Annotated in this window: 10 protein-coding genes and 4 pseudogenes; 11 read left to right on the forward strand and 3 right to left on the reverse strand. The window is 48.1% G+C overall.

Annotated elements, in window-relative coordinates; genetic code table 11:
• Window positions 1–157: 157 nt before the first annotated feature.
• Complete coding sequence (locus AB9F27_RS20065) at window positions 158–1,300, reverse strand: cysteine desulfurase family protein (RefSeq protein WP_369758047.1); 1,143 nt, start codon at window positions 1,298–1,300, stop codon at window positions 158–160.
• A gap of 129 nt (window positions 1,301–1,429) precedes the next feature.
• On the opposite strand from AB9F27_RS20065, the gene AB9F27_RS20070 reads away from it, so the two are divergent.
• From AB9F27_RS20070 to AB9F27_RS20115, 10 genes and pseudogenes are all read left to right on the forward strand, one after another.
• Entirely contained in the window at window positions 1,430–2,371 is a 942-nt protein-coding gene (locus AB9F27_RS20070; RefSeq protein ID WP_369758048.1) for a DUF4007 family protein, read from the forward strand.
• On the forward strand, window positions 2,361–5,711 hold the full coding sequence (locus AB9F27_RS20075) for a hypothetical protein (protein WP_369758049.1): 3,351 nt from the start codon (window positions 2,361–2,363) through the stop codon (window positions 5,709–5,711). Before AB9F27_RS20070 ends, AB9F27_RS20075 begins: the two co-directional genes overlap by 11 nt.
• The gene (locus tag AB9F27_RS20080; RefSeq protein ID WP_369758050.1) at window positions 5,704–6,543 is read left to right on the forward strand and encodes a phosphoadenosine phosphosulfate reductase family protein; all 840 of its coding nucleotides are present in this window, start codon (window positions 5,704–5,706) and stop codon (window positions 6,541–6,543) included. The genes AB9F27_RS20075 and AB9F27_RS20080 overlap by 8 nt, the downstream gene beginning before the upstream one ends.
• Window positions 6,544–6,867: 324 nt before the next feature.
• Window positions 6,868–8,520 (forward strand): hypothetical protein, encoded by a 1,653-nt coding sequence (locus AB9F27_RS20085; protein WP_369758051.1) that lies wholly within the window; start codon window positions 6,868–6,870, stop codon window positions 8,518–8,520.
• Entirely contained in the window at window positions 8,517–10,118 is a 1,602-nt protein-coding gene (locus AB9F27_RS20090; RefSeq protein ID WP_369758052.1) for a hypothetical protein, read from the forward strand. The genes AB9F27_RS20085 and AB9F27_RS20090 overlap by 4 nt, the downstream gene beginning before the upstream one ends.
• Window positions 10,119–10,138: 20 nt before the next feature.
• Window positions 10,139–15,544 (forward strand): FtsK/SpoIIIE domain-containing protein, encoded by a 5,406-nt coding sequence (locus tag AB9F27_RS20095; protein WP_369758053.1) that lies wholly within the window; start codon window positions 10,139–10,141, stop codon window positions 15,542–15,544.
• A gap of 169 nt (window positions 15,545–15,713) precedes the next feature.
• A pseudogene (locus AB9F27_RS20100) lies at window positions 15,714–15,905 on the forward strand (IS3 family transposase); the annotation flags it as partial.
• A 93-nt stretch (window positions 15,906–15,998) separates the two neighbouring features.
• Window positions 15,999–18,347 carry an ATP-binding protein gene (locus AB9F27_RS20105; protein ID WP_369758054.1) on the forward strand — a complete coding sequence of 783 codons (2,349 nt, stop codon included), beginning with the start codon at window positions 15,999–16,001 and terminating at the stop codon, window positions 18,345–18,347.
• Window positions 18,347–20,242, forward strand: a complete 1,896-nt coding sequence (locus AB9F27_RS20110; protein WP_369758055.1) for a hypothetical protein — start codon at window positions 18,347–18,349, stop codon at window positions 20,240–20,242. The genes AB9F27_RS20105 and AB9F27_RS20110 overlap by 1 nt, the downstream gene beginning before the upstream one ends.
• Before the next feature lie 233 nt (window positions 20,243–20,475).
• Window positions 20,476–20,759 (forward strand): annotated as a pseudogene (locus tag AB9F27_RS20115) (transposase); the annotation flags it as partial.
• A 17-nt stretch (window positions 20,760–20,776) separates the two neighbouring features.
• Here the strand turns inward: AB9F27_RS20115 and AB9F27_RS20120 are convergent.
• Window positions 20,777–21,151: pseudogene (locus AB9F27_RS20120) on the reverse strand (transposase); the annotation flags it as partial.
• Here AB9F27_RS20120 and AB9F27_RS20125 point away from each other — a divergent pair.
• Window positions 21,150–21,317 (forward strand): annotated as a pseudogene (locus AB9F27_RS20125) (transposase domain-containing protein); the annotation flags it as partial. The pseudogenes AB9F27_RS20120 and AB9F27_RS20125 sit on opposite strands and share 2 nt — an antisense overlap.
• Before the next feature lie 12 nt (window positions 21,318–21,329).
• On the opposite strand, the gene AB9F27_RS22245 reads toward AB9F27_RS20125, so the two are convergent.
• Window positions 21,330–21,612: hypothetical protein (locus AB9F27_RS22245; protein ID WP_407067050.1), on the reverse strand; the 283-nt coding region annotated here is incomplete at its 5' end.

Genomic DNA, 21,612 nt, shown 5'->3' on the forward strand with positions numbered 1-21,612 from the left:
ACCATAGCGCACTAAATAGTCCTTATCTGCTATATCTTTAGGATGATCGTGCTGTTCGTGAAGTAAGGCCAGAGAATAGTAGAGTGCACAAGCCTTATGCTTGTTAATCTAATATGGCGTGCCAGCGAGTGTGCGCTTGCAAAGCTTATGAATTATCTCAGAGCAAAGCGAGAAGGGCATCAGTCGCGCGTTGCATATCTTCTGACGTGTTCGTGTGCCCAAAACTGAACCGAATTGATGATTGCGCCTCATTGTTAGTTAACCCGATAGCTTGAAGTACATAACTTGGATCAGTCACCCCTGATGAACAGGCTGAGCCAGTTGATGCAGAAACCATCGGCTGCAGGCGCTGAAGTATGTTGCCGGCATCGTATCCATCAAATCTCAGATTAGCATTTCCAGGGTGTCGCAAATCCAGATCTTCGCCATTCAAAAAGATGTGCGGACTTGCTGATAGGAGTCCATTCACAAAACGGTCCCGCAAAAGCGATATGCGTTCACGTGAAGCCGCCCCACCATCAGACGCTGCAAACTCAGCAGCGGAACCCAGGCCCACGCAAAGTGGGAGTGCCAACGTGCCGGAGCGTAGCCCAGCCTCTTGCCCCCCTCCGTGGAAGAGCGGTTCGAGATCATTTCGCAGCTCTCGGCTAAGGTACAGCGCGCCAATACCCATAGGTCCGCCAAATTTGTGTCCTGATAGGCTGACCGCATCGGCCAAATCGGCGTAGCTTGAAAGATCAACCGCACTCGGGGCTTGCGCAAAATCAGAGTGAAAAATGGCACCTACCTCATGGCAAAGATTTGCAATTTTTTCAATGCTTTGGACCGTCCCAATTTCACTATTCACCAATGCTACAGAAACTAACAAGACATCTTCTGTCAACATTTCGTGAAGGATTTCTAGGTCGATATAGCCTTTCCTGTCGACCGGGATTTCAAGTAGTGAATATCCGTGCGTCCTTGCAATATAAGCAGCACTTTCCAAGACGGACTTATGCTCTGTCGCTGAAACGAGGATATTATTGCGCCGACGCTTCTTGTCGTCGGCGATGATGAACCCCTTGATAGCGAGGTTGTTCGCTTCTGTTGCCCCTGATGTGAAGATTACCTCATCGGGATCGGCTCCAACCAAGTTCGCGACCTGTGATCTCGCAGCTTCCACAGCTTTATTTGCAGACCATCCTATTGAGTGCTCAGACGAATGAGGATTCCCATGAAGTTCGGTCCAAAACGGCCGCATTGCATCCCGAACGATCGGTAGGATCGGTGTGCTTGCTTGGTGATCAAGGTATATTGTCAATGGGTCACATTTCTACAAAGAGAGGTCTTCAAATTAGACCGAGCTTGAACCTGGGGTCAAGGACCAGTCCGTCGTTGACCATCGGTCCCGAAGGCCATAACAAAGAGGTAACAAAGAGGCAGTTGGTCGATGAAGCAAAAAACAACATTCGCCGGAGACTATAAGCCACAGTTTTCTGGCCATGAGACTTTTCCATTGCGCTATGGATGGCTAGAAAAAGCTTTCGAGGCAGTTGATGTAAGCGGTTTAAATAATAAGAAAATCTTCTCTGAAGAGAATTCTATTGCCCATTTTGGTGTTGGCAAGAATATGGTGGCAGCCATCCGTTTTTGGGCACAGGTTGCTGGCGTGATCGCGACCGAAGGCAAGGATCTTCAGACCACAAAATTTGGACAGGAATTACTGCGTTCTGATGGCCTCGACCCATATCTCGAAAGCCCAGCCTCTCTTTGGCGAATCCATTGGGAGATTGCGTCTAACCCCAAGCACACCGCAACCTATTGGCTTTTTAATGTTTTTAACGATCCTAGCTTTGACCGAGAGCTTATCTTGCAACGACTGAACGAATTTATTGATCATCAGGGATGGAAGCGGCCAACGGAAAAAACGCTTACTAACGATTTAAATGTATTGATCGCAAACTATGTACCAAGCGTTCAGAAGCGTGGCCCAAGCGAGGAAGCGCTCAACTCACCTCTGATTGAACTCGGCTTGATCCGGCGGCGGTCAAACGGAAAATACGGCCTGAATTGGGGGCGAAAACCGAGCCTGTCCAATGGTGTCTTCCTCTATGCTGTCTGCGACTTTTGGCAGCGCACGTCTTCAGCGAACACTCTTAACGTGCAGTCATTGTTACTTGAGGAAGGGTCGCCAGGCAGAGTTTTCTTACTCGAGGAGTGGGAGCTTGTTGATAGGTTGGCTTCGGTTTTTGATATGACCAATGGTATTATTTCCTGGTCAGAGACGGCTGGCTTGAAGCAACTGATAAGATCTACAGCCTTTCCAGCAGCCTTTCTGGAAGGCCTATGGAGTTCCGATTTCCACAAATTGGGGGGCTCACATGCCGCTTAAAGACACAGTATCGGTCAATGGGCGGTTCCTTCGATCTGTTCGCATTGATCAGGACAACCGCAGCGAGGCTTTGGACGGGTTTATTTTCTCCTCGTCTGTTCGTGAAATTCTGTCTAATTTTTCACATCAACAGTTTGAAACCGGGCAGGGTGCTTTTACGTGGACAGGTCCGTATGGAAGCGGGAAATCCAGTCTTGCGTTAGCTCTTGCGGCTTTACTCAGCGACGGAGAGCAAGAACGTAAAGCCGCTGCGGAAAAGACCGATCCAGAGTTCGCTAAAAAGCTTTGGGGTTTATTGCCTCCGAAGAGGGATGGATGGAAATGTATTTCTGTTGTCGGACGCAATATGGAGCCGTTTCAGCTGATCGGTGATAGCATCAAGGACGCGAAGCTCGCGGCGCGTCAGAGAAAGCTAGACACCCCTGAAAAAGTTATAAGTCATCTGCAAGATTTGGCGTCAGAAGACAAAACGCATTCTGGTGGAGTTATCCTATTTTTGGATGAGATGGGTAAGCTGCTCGAACATGCGGCAACTTCAACTGGCGATGCATACTTCTTCCAGTTACTTGGTGAAGCCGCTTCAAGGAGCGACGGCCGTTTGATTGTTATAGGAATTCTCCATCAGTCCTTTCAAGAGTATGCGAGCCGATTGGCGCGTGACATCAAGGATGAATGGGGGAAAATCCAGGGCCGCTATGTCGACGTCCCGGTGAATGTTTCAGGGGACGAGCAAATTGAGCTTGTCAGCAGTGCAATTGTGTCAAAGCGCCGGCCACAAAGTGCGCACTTGAATGCTGACGCTGCAGTCGAACTCTTAAAGAACGTTCGTCCTGGAAAGTCCAAGACGGTCAAGGAGTCGTTAGAGAGAGCATGGCCTTTAAACCCAATGGTAACGTTGCTTTTAGGACCCACCTCAAAGCGTAGCTATGGGCAAAACCAAAGAAGCATCTTTAGTTTTTTGGGATCCTCCGAAATTTTCGGTTTTCAGTATTACTTGGAGAGAGCAGTTACTGAAAATCCGCAAGAGTATAGTTTGGCCGACTTTTGGGACTACTTGGAGTTCAACCTCCAAGCCTCGATCGCAGTGTCCTTGGATAGCCACCACTTCGCAAACGCCAGGGATGCAATCTCACGCTGGGAAGTGGTGGGTAGTGGAGATCTTGGGGCTCATCTCCTCAAATCGATAGCACTCTTGGAGTTGACCCAAAAGCAAACGAGCGTCGGAGCTACGCTTGAGGCCCTGTCTCTAGCCGTGAACAAGCCAAGGGAGTACGTGGAGAGAGCGCTTATCGAGCTTGGAGAAGCTTCAATTATCGTTTTCAGGAAGTTTAGAGGAACTTACTCCCTGTTTGAAGGAAGTGATTTTGATATCGAGCAGGCTTTAGATGAGGCTCTCAGAGAAACATCAGAAGTCGACGTCAGTTCAATTTCAGAGGCGTTGTCTGCACCGAATATCGTTGCGAAACGCCACTACCGAAAGACTGGGGCGCTTCGGTGGTGCGAATTAAAAGTTATGCCTGAGAGTCAGGTGAAAGGCTACGTTCAGAATTTCATCCCAACGAACGGATGTTTCGGAGCTTTCATAATCTCTTTGCACGACACAATGTCCGTCAACCCTTTCGCCCTCAGCGACTTCAAGGACAGCGGCGATTTCGCGATTGCAAGATATGAAAAGTCAAAAAATCTCATTGCGCTTGCACGCGAGCATTCTGCGCTGAAAGGTATGTTGGCCAAAAACCCTGAGATTCAACGAGACAAAATTGCTAGAAGAGAGGTCAATGATCGCATTGAGGCGATCGGCAGTCGGATTGAACATGAGATTTGGCAGCTTATCACCACGGCTAAGTGGCAGATTGGAAGCGAAGGCACCACTCAACAAGATTGGAAGAGCCTATCCATTTTGGCTTCGACAATGGCCGACGATCGATTCTCTAAATCACCGAGACTACAAAACGAGCTTTTGAACCGAACAAAGCCGTCTGCATCGGCAAACTCAGCGCTCAAGCTTTTGCTGCACGCTGCAGTTCTTAAAGAAGGGAAAGAAGGTCTTGGATTTGAAAAATTTCCGGCGGAAAAAGCACTCTTCGTTTCGTTGGTTGAAGCTAATGGAATGTATTCTAAAGTTGCGGGTGAATGGAAATTCGTTTCACCATCCGGCGATGACGTGGCTAGTCTTCTGCCTATTTGGAAAGCCACAACAGCCTTCTTGAAAAAGAATGGAAACCGGAATGTTCAGTTGACCGACGTTTACGAACTTTGGCAAGAACCACCATTTGGATTAAAGAGGGGGCTGATGCCGTTTTTGGCTGTGTTGTTCATGCTCGCAGAGCGAAGAAACCTGTCGCACTATCGTGAAGGAATATTCTTGTCTAACATTTCGGATGTTGATGTGGATTATGTGTTGAAAGCACCTCAATTGATCCAACTTCGTTGGATTGAAATGAATAAAACAACAAAGAGGCTCCTTTCTGATTTGGCAAATGCCGTGGGCGAAATTGTTGATAAGCCGGTGGCCACTCTCAGCCCGCTAGAGGTGGGTAGAGCTCTCATTTCAGCATATGAGACATCGGCTCCATGGGTTCAAAAAACAGCGCGTCTACCAGAACATGCCAAGAGAGTTCGGGCTCTTTTTAAGCGCTCCAACGATCCGCAGAAGTTTACCTTCGATGATATACCTGCACTCTATGGCAAGGATATTGATATCCTAACCGACGAAGGAATATCTGAAATAGCTCAAAATATCAAAGAAGGCTTGGTGGAAATTCGCGCAGCTTATCCTGCAATGCTTTCAAGAATGCGAGAGCAGGTTCTTAACGAGCTTCAGGTATATGGGCGCACATCGAAGGCCTATGAGGAACTAAACGAAAGAGCGAAAAATATTCAGGGTATTGCGGGTGAGTTGAGATTACAAACTTTCATCAATCAGCTCACGACTTTTGGAGATGATATTCATTCTATGGAAGCTCTTGCGGGGCTAGGAATCAATAAACCAGCAAAGGCTTGGATCGACAGCGATATTGACCGTGCGATGATACAACTGACCCTTTTTGCGCAACAGTTCAATCAACATGAGACTGTAGCGCGCGTAGCAGGGAGGAAAGACAAACGCTCAGCAATGGCAATGATTGTTAGTATCAGGGGTAGGCCGACGCCGCTAATTGAGGAATTTGACCTTCTAGATTCCGACGCCGAGAAAGTAGCTGAACTCTGCAGAAAAATTGAGCAAGTATTCAATAATTCTAGCGAGAAAACACCGAGAAACGTCGTGCTTGCCGCACTAGCTAGAGTTGGGGCGTCAAGAATTCAACAATCAAGGAGAGGTGAGGAAGCAGATGGTTGACAATATCAAACACGTTTTGGGGTTGTCGGGGGGCAAAGATAGCTCCGCGCTAGCCATCTACATGAGCCAAATTTACCCGGAGTTAGACGTTGAATATTTCTTTACCGATACTGGTGAAGAGCTAGATGAGGTCTACGAATACCTAGCAATGTTGGAAGGGTTTCTCGGGAAAAAGATCCGATATTTGGACCCAGGAAGAGATTTTAAGTTCTACCTAGCTCAGTACAACCAATTTCTTCCGTCTGCTCAAACACGCTGGTGTACGAAGGATTTGAAGATCAAACCCTTTGAGAAATGGGTGAAAAATGAATTTACTGACAAAGGGTACGTTGTTCACAGCTATGTAGCGATTAGAGCGGATGAGGACTTTCGGCAGGGGCTGAATTCTAAGAACAGCGGCTTGATTACTAAGCTGCCATTTAAAGACGATGGAATCGATAAGACTGCGGTACTTGAAATTCTTGAGAATTCTGGATTGGGGCTTCCGACATATTACGACTGGAGGTCACGTAGTGGCTGTACGTTTTGCTTTTTCCAACAGAAAATAGAGTGGGTTGGCCTCAAAGAGCGACACCCTGAAGCTTTTGAAAGAGCTAAGGAGATGGAAAAAAACTCAATGGACCATGGGTCTCCATTTTCTTGGAGCGAGGGTGAGACACTACTAGAGCTGGAAAAACCGGAACGTATTTTAAAGATCAAGGCTGATCATGAACGCCGCGTGGAACGGGTGAAATCCAAACGAAAAATAGACCCGCTAAGACCTGACAGTGGTGCAGTGGATCTTGATGACATCTACGGGCAACAGAAGGTTTGTTTGGCTTGCCACAAATAAACTATTACAAAACCCAATAATATTTAGGACATTATTGGGTTTTGACGCTCGTTAAGTATTTTATTACTAATAATAATCTGCTCAAATTGAGCGACCTGAACTATACTACTAGGCGAGCTAGAAAGCGGCTTTGCCATTTTTAATAAATTGATCATGCGAGCATACTTGATGAAAAACCCTCTAATCGAATTTCTGTCCGCTTACGGCCCAGTTGCGAACGGACAAAACATGTATGATGAATTTGTCTTGAAGGCCGCAAAAGAGGCAGGCGTTGAGCCTCTTGCGATTGAAGAACATCGGTCGCAAGAAATCGCTGACATACTGATGTCCGACGCCCCCCGTACAGTAATCCTTACTGGAACAGCTGGAGATGGAAAAACTTACACTGCTCGAAGGGTTCTTGATTTGGTGAGTGGTGGAACAGCCGCTTGGGCCAACGCGGAGAGCGAACTCTCGGTCATCAGCCCTAAGAATGGGCATTCGATTACCTTCATTAAGGATCTCAGTGAGATCCGAGCGACGGACAAGAAAAAGCTAGTTCCCAGAATTGTGGAATCTCTTTTTAGCACTCAGAAAAGCCATGAGGTTTTTGTTCTTTGCGTCAATGATGGGCATCTCCTCAAAACTTGGCGCGAGAACGCAGCTGATGACCCTAGAGCGGATACATCGATTGAAGCAATACAAGGGATGTTGCGCGATGACCTGTCTGAAATCCCAGACTTGAAGATGAACCTCTTTAACATGTCACGTACATCTCACGCCGCGACGCTAGATCGGATAATCGATGCTATCACTCAACACCCAGCTTGGGGTCAATGTGCAGGATGTCCAGCACTTGGAGCAGATCAGCCATGCCCCATCCGTGTTAATCGCGACATTCTGGCGCTGGACAAGGTTGAATCGGTCAGGGCCCGCCTGCGCTCATTAATCAAGATTGCTGCAGCCGATGACGCGCACCTTTCTATCCGGCAAATTATGATTTTAGTTGTAAACGCGCTCCTTGGAGATCGAAAGTCCAGTACTCCGCCTCTTCTTGATTGTTCCCGCGCGATTTTAAGGGCTGGAAACAATCAATATGCCGAGACTAATCCATATTCCAATCTCTTTGGGGAAAATCATCCGCCCAAACGGCGTCACAATGTACCAGCCTTCCAGACATTGGCGCGCTTCTCTATCGGTGGGGAAACTAACAACTACTTCGATGATGCCCTAATTCAGCCAGACGCGGATCATCCGATGCCGCAACAAGACAGATATGGTGCTGCCATCTTTGAAAGTATCAGTGCTGCATATTGTGAAGATCCGTCCAACGGTATCGCGGCACTCAGACCGGCCATTCGCGACCAGCGGCGAAGGCTCTTTTTTATGATGACGGATGAGCCTCTTGGAGATTCTCGTCAAGCTAGCCCTTGGCTCTTGACCGCTTACCATTGGGGCGGACTCTACATCAATCTTCTACTTTCCTCGGACGCTCGGGATGAGGCGCAACTCAAAGCCGCAAAGCGGGAAATAGTGAAGGGAATGAACCGTGCGCTTACAGGTGCGCTCACCGAGACCCATGACGCCCTCTGGCTTAGTCAACCAAGTGGCGTCTACCTCGGCAGCGAAAAACCACTTCTTGCGTTTGATCCGATACGTTGGCGCGGCTCACTCTACTGGCTTGTCCTACAGGACCCGCAAAACCCGGGGCGGCCACTCCGTTTAGAAATCCACACACGCGACCAAGATGGGCCGCTGAGTTACCTTGATCTCACTCCTACACTGTTTGAATACCTCGTGCGGGTTGCACACGGTGCATTGCCTACAAGCTTCACAAATCAGTGCTATCAAGATTTGCGCAATTTTCAAATCCGATCGGTCGGTGCCATCACTCAAGCGGAAAAAGAGGCTGACGCTTCAATTATTCTGAAAGCGGTGGATGCTTCTAGTGAGCATTTGTCCGCAACGCCAATTGATCTCTTGGAGGAAATGCTATGAACGCAATTACCCCCTATCCCTATGATGCATCTGCTCGCTCAGGTGAAAAACCGGATATGTGGGTCCAAGAAGAAATTTTTGGGCATCGATTTATCGAGGAGCAGAAGCCCTATATGCTTGTGCTTGAAGTATTATCGGTATGTGGGTCGGTTTTACGGCATGATGAGGAGCTATTATTTGCTCATGGTTTTGTTGACGAGACACAGAGTGAAACAGTAGTCACCTCTATCGCGAAACGTGGGCCGTTGCGCTATCTGCTTTTTGAAGACACTGCTCTCGAACAGCTGAAGATCCAAGAAAGTCTGACGGATGACGAAAAGCTAGAGAACCTGGTTTTGGAGCTTAACAAAGGCTATCGAGCGCGAACCAAGCGTGACAATGCCTTTAATTATCTAGGGCAAAGATTTCGCGGCCGCTTTAACGGACTCGTGCAGGCCGTTGAAATTATTAGAAGTATGGAAATTGACATTATATCTTCGAGGCGTTGGACATCCCGTTTCTTGGCCCCTCGTGGACAGTCGGCGCTTTTTTCCGATATTGGCTTAAGCTTGTCAGCGGATCGTCGGTTCTTCGGCCGGGGAGGGGAGGTGATGTATTTAATGCTCAGCCGGTCCAAGAATGCAATTGAGGCGGCTAAGCTGATAAAAGAGCAATTTTTTTCCAACACTGATCCGATTGGCCAGCTTTTGTTAGAACTCGATTCCGGAGTTCAGGAGCTAACAGCCGATGCGCCTTTAGGCTACTTGCCCTTAGTTTATCACGAGGCATACGATCGGCTTGCCAATGATTGGATTGCTATACTGGGATTACCAACGCTCCCACCAGCACAAAAGTTTGAGCCACTATTTCGGCTGTCAGCGTTTAATCTGGTGCGTTATTTTATGGAGCGAGCGGCGGAAGTTAGTGAGCTTCGAGACGGGAATGGGCAACCTGTTGTCGAGCCCATTATCCTCGACGTATCGGGCGGGAGCTTAAGCGATCTACGTCAACGCTCTATCGGCCAATTGCGCCGCATTCGTGAAACCATAGATGAAGCAGTCGAAGACTACATCAAGAGCAAGCTTTCGAAAGAACCCAAGTGGAAGCGTGCTATCGCTCATGAAGACCCGGGAATTAGGTTTAATCTTGCGGTGGAAGCTATTGAACAGACATTCAAAACCAAAACGCTTTCTAAGGAGAAATTAAGCCGACGATCCCCTGAAGCGTGCCTTTCGTTCTTTGTAAAGAAGGCCACTTCACGCTCAAGAAATAACATTTCAACGTTGATAGAGCCTCTTGGTAAGAATTCGGGGTTCATCACAGCCCGCCAGGGGGCCGGTACGTGGTTTGATGCATCAGACGAGTTTTTAGAGGCTTTAGTCGTCGGTAACACGGGGTCTGAAGCTGTAACAATTGATGCCTTCCTTGCCGGTCTCTACACCAAGTATCGCATAGTCATTGGTCCTAACGAAGCATCTCAGGCCTTTGTAAAAAGGGCCTTTGACCCGTCTTCATTCGAAGAGAATATGAGAATTTTAGAACGACGTCTGATTGGCTTGGGCTATGTCAGGCGTTTGTCCGACGATTGTGCCTTTGTGTCCAATCCTTACGCGTCGTGAATAAAGAAAAGAGTGTGGATTTGACCAGTTTAACAAAAAATATTGAAGATTTGAGAGCAGATCTTGTTGGTCGAGTGGTTTGGGGGCTCATTCGTGCTGAAGCTCCTAATGTTGGGCGGTCAATTTTTTTATTGACCGGTCTCGACGCTAGGCACTTGGCGGGGATATCGCGAGAATGTTCGGATTTTCCGGGTCAATCATTAAAGCTCGCAATCAGCCCTCACATATCTAACGAGCTCCTGTCAATATTACCAAGCAACCATCTTTCTGATGATCCGCCGGTTCTGTTCCGTAACTCAGACGCGGCCGACATCGTTGTTCTTGCGGTTCCAGATTCTGAACGGGATGCCGTCGGTTCCAGTCTGGGCGATGTCAGCAGGATTGACCGCGTAAGGTTACAGTCAGAGACAGACCATTGGCTCGAAGAAATTAAAGGGGGGATCTCTGGTGAGCAGCTTCCACCAGGCAAAATTGAATGGCTCAAAGCCATGATTAGAGGCTTGGACATTTCAGGGGTCACCAAGGAACTCGATCAGTTTGCGGAGTTCATTCAAAAATTCATTGATCTTCCCGATGGGTGGCTCTTTACGGAGCGCTTGCGGCAGCTTGGGCCCGTTCTTAATTTGCCTCGTGGAACTTTTGACTCGATACCGTCAGAAGCTAGCGGGAAATTTGTTACACCAGAAGATTTTCGCCGAATGTTTCGTGATGCTGATGCCAGGTATTCTGGGATACCCTTCCTGAGAACCTCAGATGATAAACGTTTTGATGGTGAGCAGATCGCCGCGCGCATTGAGGAGTTCCGCAAAAACTACAATCAAGGTCAGGCAAAACCAGACGACCCGAAACCTGCTATCCTTGATTTGGTAGAGGAATTGGTTCAGACCCAAAGTCGACTCCGGCGCGGCGATTGGCTTACGTGTCAGTCTAAACTCTGCGAACAGTTGGATTGGAGTAAACACGGAGAAAAACTCTTCGATGTTAAGACGCAAAAGAAAACTAGAAACTTACCAGAGAAAACTCGTGAACATTTCGAACGTGAGTTTCCAGAGAACGTACCCATTGTTAATGGTTTTCTGACTGACTTTGCTGATCAGCAAAAAACCCAAAGCGACGACGAAAAAGAGGCCTTTTTCGAAAAGTACGAAAGCGAGATCCGGTCAGACAAGCGGCTTTATGAAGAGTGGCGGCGTCACCTCTTCGCATCAACGGTAAAAGATGAACCAGATTTGCTTTCGGCTATCCTGGAAGGAGCCAAAACTGTTCTCGTCAAGAACATGGACTCTGTTCAACAGATCGATAACGCTCTTAGATTCTATGTGACTGTAAAAGGTTGCGAGAAAGCATCTACCTGGGAAAGCTTAGATAAAAGAACTTTTTCACTTTTTCGCCATGAGGCGCAGCTGCTTTCAGGGGCGCTCTCTGGTCAGGTGGATTTTAACTTCGGAAAGTGGCTCGATCCACAATCTATTGCAGCGGCCGAAGCTCAATCACGTAAGGAAGCCCGCGTCGTTGAACTTGAAATGGGCATCATCGAAGTCGGTTCTTCAGAAGGGTCGGCGTTCCAAAAAGTACGCATTTTTTGGCGACCTTCGGATAGTGGAAAAGACAGTATCGCCCTTGCTTGGCCGGAGGACATCGAAGCTCTAGTCCATGGAGCAATCAATGGAAAAATCTGCCTTTCGAAGGAGTTTTTGACTCCAAAGGGAACAAATGCGTCTCGCCACCTTCCAATTTCCTTAAAAGAAACAGGCTCTTTTTCTGACGTCTGCGGTGGCGAGGATGGCAGAACGGCGGACCCAGCTAATACCTCTTCGGATGAAGATATTTTCAAGAAGATGTTTGATCAGCTTGAAGATTTTACGGATCGAAACGTTATTACACAAACCTCGAAAGATGAGCTTGTTGAAATTCTCCATCGCTTTCGTGATGCTTTTTCTGCAGCTATTGCGGCAATACACTCTAGGCCTGAAACCGCTTATCAAGAAGATTTAATTAGCGAACAGGCAAGTTTGTTTGGCGAACTTTGTTCCAAAGCTAGAACCCTCTTGACCGACGCTACTGATACACGAGTTACTCTCCTACGAGAGATTTGTGAGTTTGGTATTGTAGTCTCCGAGACATCCCAGAATGTGGCTATTATCCCAGCATGGCACCCCTTGAGGCTTCTTGAGCGGATGACCAAAGCGAAAGAGGTCTCAACATTCATTGAAACGTTTTGCGCCGACCGGCGGGTTACTGTTGACGGTTTGGAGCGCGCTTGTCGGAAATACACAGAAATGCTTGCTGCGTGGTGTTTCCCAGAGATCGTATCGGTCAACTTCAAAATCCATGCTGCAGTAGAACATACTGGTGGATACAGCCTTACCGTGCCCGTCGACGCAAAAGCGGGCAGCCTTGAAGCTCTCGAATCTAGTTCACGGTTAGCAAGCCAGCACTTCATGCGCGTAGCGGATGAATATCTTTCCCTTAATCCTCACGAAGAAGACAATTTCTCCACCGCAATTTACAATTCAGAAACAGTAGGGCTTCCTTCCCAAATTGCGGAAAGCTTAGAACGAAAAATGGCGGGAAGAGAAAACCTTCGATGCAGTCTTCTCATTACTCACGACAAACCAGCTAAAATGCGCGAGGCTTATGCGCAACAGACAGCACTCCTTCAAGGCAAGAACCTTGGTAGCGCGGCGGCTGGTTTTTTGTCTCGGCTTCGCGTTGGAGTTCGAAGGGGAACTTCCTCAGCAAGGACAAATAGGCGTCCTGACATCGATATTGCTTATCTACACGAGGCTTTCTTTCGGCATTCCGAAGTGGCTTGGGACTTCGTTCAAGGTGGATCAGATGATCTTCCAAGCTCAATCGATCTCTCAAATAATCTTCTACCACGCCGCAAAGGTGGTGAAGAAGCGGGAAAAGCAGGTGCTGGTGTTGTTCAGCTTGCTCTGTCCCCGATGAAACTCCCTCGATCAATAGCTCAATTTGTAGATCTATGTTTTGCCGCTAATAGGGACGTCCGGGCTATGAAAACGGGCCATCGCGCGATCCCTATGCGGGGAATCTCTTGGGATAGTGATGCGGTTAAGTCTGCGATTAAGAACGCGCATGATCTCGCAGAATGGGTAGTAAGCTTCGATCACCTTTCGAGCAGAGACATGCTGGCGGGCAATGACATCAAGATTATCAGAGATATCCTGGTGCCCGGTACAGAAGCGAGGCTTATCGTTAGTTCTCGCGAGCCCAATCGTAATCTTTTACGGCATATTACAGATGACTTCGAGAGGATGAATGTTCTTACCTTAAGCTCTGACGCGAAGCGGATGGCAAACCGCGCCGTCTCAACTGTTGTTCAGGTGGCAGGTCAAAAGATTATGGGTGCAGCCCGCTCTGAAACGACAGCCCGCGAAATTATTGGGCTTGCGGCGGCCACAGGCGTTATTCGCGCTCTGCAAGAGAAACACAAAACGCCATCAGTTTGGTTTTCCCTTGATGACAACAAGGCTACTTTTGGTCTACGCGAAAAAATTGCTGATACTTTGTCTGTTTCGGTGCGAAAGGATATAGAAGGAACCTTCATAGTCGATCTTACGGTCGTTGAAGCAAAATGCGTTGCTAAGGGCTCCGAAGCACCTGAAGCCAAGTCTTCTAGACAGCAAACGCTCTCTACGATGCGGGTCCTGCGGGATAACTTTGTTGATCAAGAGGATCCTATCGCCAAACGTGCCTGGGGCGCAGATTTTCTTTCACTTCTCGCTCTTCGCCCTGAATTTTCAAGACTTCTAAGCTCTCGAGAGGATCTTTCTTCTTTCCAAGACTCGTTGGTGGCCGGCCATGTTGATTTCACTGTTCAAGGTAGATCGGTTATTGTGCTCCATGACGACCAAACTGCAGATCAAGCCATATCTGGGACCGTTGCATCCGAAGACAATATGCTTGTGCAGCATCGGCTTGGACAAAGGGCTTTGGGGGCCATAATGATGTATTTGGAAGATACATCAGTCATTGATGCTCTCGACATTCAAGACCCAATAGACGTTGCGGCGCACCACAAGTTAGCCACGCCGAGCATAGTGGATAACGAGCCTCCTATAACCTCAATCAGAGGGCAGTCAGCGACAATAGAACTAGGCAAGCAGGTCTTAGGCACTGATGATAAGGCACCTGATACTGTCGAAGTTATTGAAGATCCGCATGTTGCTGCAGAAACGTACACTTCGAATTCCACCATCTCCGAAGTTCTTTGGCAGGCCCTATCAAAAATTGCTGAGGAAGCTGGATCTAGTGCTTCGAGCGCAAGCGACATTGAGATGGTCGAAAAAAACGCTCAAAAATTGCAAGCCGCCCTATTAGGCTATGGCATGCAAGCTGAGTTTGCAGAAGAGCCCTTCACGTCTACACCAAACGGCATAATCGTCCGATTTAAAGGGCACGACACCCTTACTGTAAAGAAAGTAAGCGCCCGCAGGGATGAGTTGAAAAGCACCCACGCCCTCGATGTTATCTCTGCAAATAGCGGTCTCGGTGAAGTGAGCTTTTATATTGCGCGCTTCGACCGTCAAACGGTCAACCTCGCAGACGTTTGGTTGCAAACCGCTTGGCCCGATGCATCAACTGAGCAATTGACCAGCTTTCTTATTGGCACGCGAGAAGACACAGGTGCGCCGCTCTGGCTCAATCTAACTGATGAGTTTGGGGGAAACACTCAGCATGGTCCGCATACGTTGATTGCAGGCGAGACGGGAAGCGGAAAAGGAGTACTAATCCAGAACCTTCTGCTTCAACTCGTTGCTTTCAACAGCCCAAAGAACCTGAAACTCTATGTTATTGACCCGAAGTTCGGTGCAGATTTCTTCTGGATTTCAGAGGCACCTCATCTGGTTGGAGGTATCGCATCTAGTCAAGAGGAATCAGAGAGGGTCCTTGGATCGCTCGTTGATGAAATGGAACGCCGTTATGCGCTTATTTCTGCCGCCAGGACACCAAACATCGCTGAATACAACCGAAAGGTATCTGCCCAAGAGAGATTACCGCGCATTGTTATCTTCCACGATGAAATGGCGGATTGGATGGCCGATTCTGATGATTATCGGAAGATGATCCAAGACAAAATGACTCGGATAGCATCGAAAGCTCGAGCATGTGGTATGAACGTCTTTCTGATCACCCAACGTGCATCTCAAGACGCGATCCCCGTAGGGATCCGCGATAACTTGAACAACCGGCTCTGTTTAAAAGTAGCTTCAAAGGCAGGCTCCGAACTTGCTCTTAAATTGCCGGGTGGAGAACTCCTTTTAGGGCGTGGTCAACTTGCAGCAAATCTGAGTGGCGATCGTCCTAGTGGCGGTGACTACTTCACGGCGCAGGTCCCATTCGCAAGCACCCAACAGCTCGAATTATTAGGCCGAGCTGCCATCTCTGCATGGCAAACCTAAAACCGCACGCTTTCCAAAAGTAAATAGGAACCAAACTGAAGCTGTCGTATTTTGTGAGGGAGTCTTGAAGGCCAATATGAGCAGACGTGAAAACTGCCATGACTGTGAGTATGATTTCGCGACTTGATGGCCTGACCCACGTTACCATTGATCACGTGTGATTGTGTTGAGCTTCTTCCAACTGTTGAAGCGTGAGCGGATCAGGCGATGTACTCATCTGACACGCGACGCGGCAAGGCAGGACGTGTTTGACTACATCGAGATGTTCTACAACCCAAACCGCAAGCACATCAACAACGGTATGTTGTCGCCAGTAGACTATGCAGTTAAACAAAAGAAAGTGAACAAGGCAGGTGTCTAGGAAATTAGGGGCAGCTCAAGTTAACGAAGTATTTGGATTGAGCGAGGCAAACTCTTGCTTAACTGGCCATAAATAGACGACGAGGGATGTTGAATGTTTCATGTTTCAGCGAGAACGGTGCTTGAACTCGGCTCTGAGCTTATCAGCTCTGATATCATTGCTTTTTTTGAATTAGTTAAGAATGGTTTTGATGCAAAGTCGAAGACAGGCGTAGGTATCCAATTCGATATCGTATTAGGTTTACGAAACCTTAAGACGCTTCAACATGACATTCATAAGAAAGCAGCCCCCCTTCCTGTTCTTAAGGCCAGATGTATCAAGGCCCTCTACGTCGAAGCTGCCGGGTTATACGCCGACGCTGAAAGTGAGATTGCGACTTGCGAAAACGAAGATGATTTGTTTGTAGCACTTGATGAAATTGCCAGCTGGAACAAGATTGTCGTCAGAGATACAGGCAATGGCATGTCTTTGAAGGATCTGGAGCGAAAATTTCTTGTCATAGGTACACCGTCGCGAAAAAGGGAAGTAACCCGCTCGATTGACGCTAAAGAGAAAAAGGCTCCTTTTTTGGGCGAAAAAGGGCTTGGCAGGCTTTCGGCTATGAGGCTGGGCGGGACGTTGGATGTTCGAACTGCGCGAGAAAAAGACACCCAATTCAATCGCTTGAAGATCGACTGGACAGATTTTGAAGACGCCGAGAAGATGATTGAAGAAATTGAAGTCAAGACTTGGTCAGAGGGGGAAAAACCAGAAAGCCACAGCTCTGGAACAGAGCTTTCTATCGGAATGTTAGAATCGGACTGGACTTTTGACCGTCTTGTAAAATTGGCTAAGGAAGAGTTTGCTTTATTAACTGATCCGCTTGCCGATATGAAAAAGCGGCCGCGGATCAAGTTGGTATGGAACGATAAGAGGATTCCTATTCCATCACTGGAGAAGAAACTCTTAGACGTGGCCCATGCGAGTGTCTGGGGGGAATATACTGTTGAAGGTGATAAGCCGCGTCTTAAGCTTACTTTTAAGATTAGAGATCTTGGATTTGAGCATCCGGTAGTGGATGAAGTTCTCAATTTCGGAGAAGTAGACATCTACAGTCTTGTACTGGGCCAGAAAGAAGCGATACCTCCTGAAGCTTTGATTACACTTGGTAGTTTTAAGTTTCAGGCACATTGGTTCAACCGACAGCGTCTCAAAGCAAGTGGCGGTATGGACCGAGATCTCATCCGAAAGCTTCAACGAGAGTGGGTAGGCATTCGGATGTACCGAGATAGTTTCCGGGTCTACCCGTATGGCGAAGAGCGAGATGACTGGTTGAGCTTAGATCGCGATGCCTTGGCTTCAAAAGGGTACTTATTAAATAAACTCCAGCTGGTTGGACAAATTGACATTGGACGGAATGAAAACCCCGAACTCATTGATCAAACGAACCGTGAGGGTTTGAGAGAGACGCCTGAGCAGCAAGTACTCTTGAACCTCGTTAAAGAGTCAGTGCAACAGCAGATGCGTTTGTCGATGAAGAGAGTCGAAAGTCAGTATAAGGAAAAACGGGTTAAACCGGTGAAAGCTAAGACGGAAATTGCTCGCCTGGAAACACGTGCAAAGACGGCTATCAAGAGCCTTCGCTCAACCACAACTAATCAAGAGAGCGAAGTCATCAATGAATTACAGCAAACGTTGCTCGAACTAACGGAGCTTGCAAGAATTCTGAGGGAAAGGAATGCTGAAGTAGAAGACGATGCCAAGTTAATGCAGGATATGGCTGGGATCGGGCTACTTGTTGAAATGGTTGCACATGAATTAGCGCGGACCTCTGAGCATGCGCTTGCGAAGATTGGCGAGCTTCGTAAATCATCACCACAAGGGACTATGGGAACGCAGCTCGCAGGACTTGAAGCATCCATGAAAAGTATCAAGGCTCGCTTGAAGGTGCTAGACCCATTGACCGCATCGGGTCGACAGGCACCAGAAAAATTCTCAGTTACTGATCTCTTGACAGAAACACTGAACGGGCATTCTGCACAATTCAAGAGACACGATATTGCCCTCAAGTATCGGCCTCCCAAACAGCCATCTAGCCTGAAGACGGTGAAAGGCTACTTCGTTCAGGTTGTTGAAAACCTCATCGCTAATTCGGTGTACTGGTTAAAACTTGAGAAGCAGAAATCGCCACTCTTTGAGCCCAAAATTTCGGTTGAGTTTTTAACAAGTCCAATGCGTATTGTTGTCAGCGACAATGGCCCCGGGGTTGATCCTGGGCATAAAGATCACATTTTCGAAATGTATTTTTCATTAAAGGAAAGCCAAAAACGCAGAGGTTTGGGTCTCTTTATTTCGCGATCAAATGCTAAATCGGCTGGGGGGTCGCTTATGCTTGACAGTGAGATTAAAAACAGCTCAGGCAGACTAAATACCTTTGTTTATTGCATATCGGAAAATTCATAATGAGTACGAAAGACCTCCTGAAAACCAACAAAATTGAAACTGTTGCTCTTGTTGACGATGGGCTGGATGCGACACCTTTTTTATCCGATCTTGGGGGTGTCCGCGAACAGTGGGCATTGTTTTGGGACGACCTGAGCGAGGCGGATGTAACGCTTCTTAATGAGATTTTTCCAGATTTCAGTTCTCAGGACGCGGAAGCCCTGATTGATGACCTAGGATTTGTCACAGCAGTTTTTACTTCGCGCGATCGATTTGAAGCCACGGCGCTAGCCGACATATTTGTAGATTTTTTGGCCAAACAAGCGGAAGTCGAAAGGTTCATCGGAGAAGCAGAGAAGTTGTTGAGCGAATGGGGACTGAAAGTTATACGTTCCGGCCGGGATTTTGTCGATGCGGCGGTATCTGCGGATCTGCTGATAGTGGACCTGTTTTTGGGATCAGAGCAAGGAGCTCAAGACAAGAAGCGCTCCATGGACGGAATTCAAGCCATTCTAGCTAAGAGGATGGATAATCCACCGCCTGTAATTTTGACATCGGCCCATACGGGTCTGAGCAGTCTTCGCCATGATTTTCGTGATGAAACCGGTCTTTTGGCCTCCGGCTTTCGAACCTTGAGCAAAGAAGAGGTTCATGTTGCTGGCCATTTGGAGGAGCTTATCTACGAACTTGTTTCACATCGTAAAAACTCATTGAAACTTGGCGCTTTTCTCTCCTCTTGGGAGATTGGAATGCCGCAGGCGCTGAAACGCGCAACAACAGAAATGCGCAAACTTGACCTCGAGGACATTGCACATCTGCAAAAATTGATGCTGACTGATGAGGGGGGCGCCGTGGGAAGCTATCTAGTTGATGTCATGGATCATATTTTGCTTCACGAGTTGGAGGCTGAGGGCGTGGTCATCGACGCGGCTAAAGAGCTCAACAATATGACGTCTTTTGAGTTTCCGCCGAATGTAATAGTTGGGAGCAAAGACACATTGTCCGTTGTAAGAAAGACGTTGTACGTGAACGAAAAACGCCGTGAGCTAGATAGCGGTGATGGCTTTCCGGTTACGTTTGGCGATGTTCTTGCAACAAATGCGTCAATCCCCGATCGTGTCGGCACAATTTTTGAAGGCGAGGAGGAACGGGTCTATGTCGTACTGACTCCAATTTGTGATCTCGTGCGAGAAAACCCGAAGGCAAAACGTGCGCTATTGCTGTCGGGGACATGCGAGGAGCTAAAAGCAAGAGCCTACAAAGGCCAAAATGCCAAGGCGTTGCATACCCCTGTTTTGGAGCTATCGGGTCAACGTCGAGTCATTGTAAACTGGGATTTGAAGCACATTGAGACGGTAAGCTTAAGCGCCTTGGTAACGATGTTTGGCGAGTCGGGGGGCGCTTACGTGGCTTGTCGGATGCGCGAACACTCAGCGACTGCTTTACAACAAGCCCTTGTGAGTGACTTAGGCCGGGTTGGCGAAATGCGGGTCATGCCATCTATGTTCCCAGTTGAGTGTAAGATCTACTACACTGATACGGGTAAGGAGCTTAAACCATTGAACATGACCCTATCTGGTGTTTGCGTCATTGGTCCGGATTCGTCTGTTTTGGCTTTTGACGCAGGCCAGCGACGCGAATTTCAATCTCATGTCGCCCAAGCAGCAGCTGATGTTTTCCCCAATAGCGCCGCGAAACTCGCATCTACTTTGACTGCTGAAGCCCTCAATCAACTTTTCACAAGAGGGTTCGTTTATAAAATGGCTAAAAATCCTCTTCCTTGCGAAATTGATGTTGAAGGAAAGAAGGTTCAAATTGGTAAAGTAATTCTTAACCAAGATGCGATGATTGTTTTCAAAGAGCCAGGGCCTCGTCAAGGCGAAGGGCTTATTTTTGAACTGACAGAGGACGTTTAGCTGGGTCGGGGTCTGCTTCAGTGAGTAGAGGTGGTCCTGCTTTTTCGACCAGTTCGCAGCCAGTTTAAGGTGGATCAGGATTTCATTTAGGCTGCCGATCTCATTGGTTCTGTTTTTCTGTCATAGGCTTCATCTGGGGTCAAGATTCCGTGTGTGGAATGTGGGCGTTCTGGACCTGTCACGGTTTGATGCCGCTCCTTTGATAGCATTTACTGCAACAAAGGAGACTGAGCATGGGACTGAAACGAACAGACGAATTTAGGGAAGATGCGGTGCGGATCGCACTGACCAGTGGGCTTACCCGAAAGCAAGTGGCTGATGATCTTGGTGTCGGTATGTCGACGCGGAACAAATGGATCACAGCGTACCGAGACACGGATGTGGTGTCGAAGGAGGATTTGGGACTGGCTCAGGAGAATGACCGGCTTCGACGTGAGAACCGTATTCTCAAGGAGGAAAGGGACATCCTAAAAAAGGCCACGGTGTTCTTCGCGAGCCAAAAGCCGTGAGGTGTAAGCGCTGCTTTAGTCCCACCTATGCGGCGTGGTTCCATGGCAGCAGCTGATTGATGTGCTTTTGTTTGTGTCCGTTGACGATGGCTGTGAGGACGCCGGTCAGGTAGCTGTGCGGTTCGATCTTGTTCAGTTTGCAGGTCTCGATCAGCGACGCGAGCATGGCCCAGTTTTGTGCGCCAGCGTCGTGGCCCGCGAAGAGTGCGTTTTTACGTTGCAGCGCGATGGGCCGGATCGTGCGTTCCACGGCATTACTGTCCATTTCGATGCGGCCGTCGGTCAGGAACAAGATCAGGCCATCCCAGTATTTGGCTATGTATTTGAGGGCTGCGCCCGTTGGGGATTTAGCAGAGACTTGTGTTCTTGCGTGATCCAGCCAGATTTTGAAGGTCGCTATTGGCACGTGTAAATTGAACGGTGTCGAACCCTATGCCTATCTGGTCGATCTGTTCCGGAAACTCGCCAACGGCCATCTCGACAAGGATATTGATGCGCTGATGCCGTGGGCCTACGCGCAGGCGCAAAACGGCATCACAATGAGCACGTCCGGGACTCCCCTGTGAGCACTTAAACGTTCAAATCCGCCAGAAATTGACCGCACCACCGACCGCAAGGCGAAAATCAATGGGGCGTGGCCGTCGCTTACCTTCAAAACCATCAAAGCTGAACTGATCTGGCGCGACACTTGGGAAACCCGCAGGCAGGCTGAGATGGCGATTTTTGAATACATCATTGGGTTGGTAATCCCCCCTAAAATTAGTGGTGTTCAAAAGTAGAATTTTCTCGGCAAGATATCTGAGGAGATTTTTGATGAAGATGACGAGATATAGTGAACCCCAAATTCTTGCGATCCTACGC

Origin of the sequence: Falsihalocynthiibacter sp. CO-5D18, assembly GCF_041205445.1 — a bacterium.
Classification (GTDB): domain Bacteria; phylum Pseudomonadota; class Alphaproteobacteria; order Rhodobacterales; family Rhodobacteraceae; genus Falsihalocynthiibacter; species Falsihalocynthiibacter arcticus.

Bases quoted from the DNA above. Each gene is read 5' to 3' on its own strand.
- AB9F27_RS20070 (WP_369758048.1), top strand. From the start codon at position 1,430: ATGAAGCAAAAAACAACATTCGCCGGAGACTATAAGCCACAGTTTTCT.
- AB9F27_RS20075 (WP_369758049.1), top strand. From the start codon at position 2,361: ATGCCGCTTAAAGACACAGTATCGGTCAATGGGCGGTTCCTTCGATCT.
- AB9F27_RS20080 (WP_369758050.1), top strand. From the start codon at position 5,704: ATGGTTGACAATATCAAACACGTTTTGGGGTTGTCGGGGGGCAAAGAT.
- AB9F27_RS20085 (WP_369758051.1), top strand. From the start codon at position 6,868: ATGTCCGACGCCCCCCGTACAGTAATCCTTACTGGAACAGCTGGAGAT.
- AB9F27_RS20090 (WP_369758052.1), top strand. From the start codon at position 8,517: ATGAACGCAATTACCCCCTATCCCTATGATGCATCTGCTCGCTCAGGT.
- AB9F27_RS20105 (WP_369758054.1), top strand. From the start codon at position 15,999: ATGTTTCATGTTTCAGCGAGAACGGTGCTTGAACTCGGCTCTGAGCTT.
- AB9F27_RS20110 (WP_369758055.1), top strand. From the start codon at position 18,347: ATGAGTACGAAAGACCTCCTGAAAACCAACAAAATTGAAACTGTTGCT.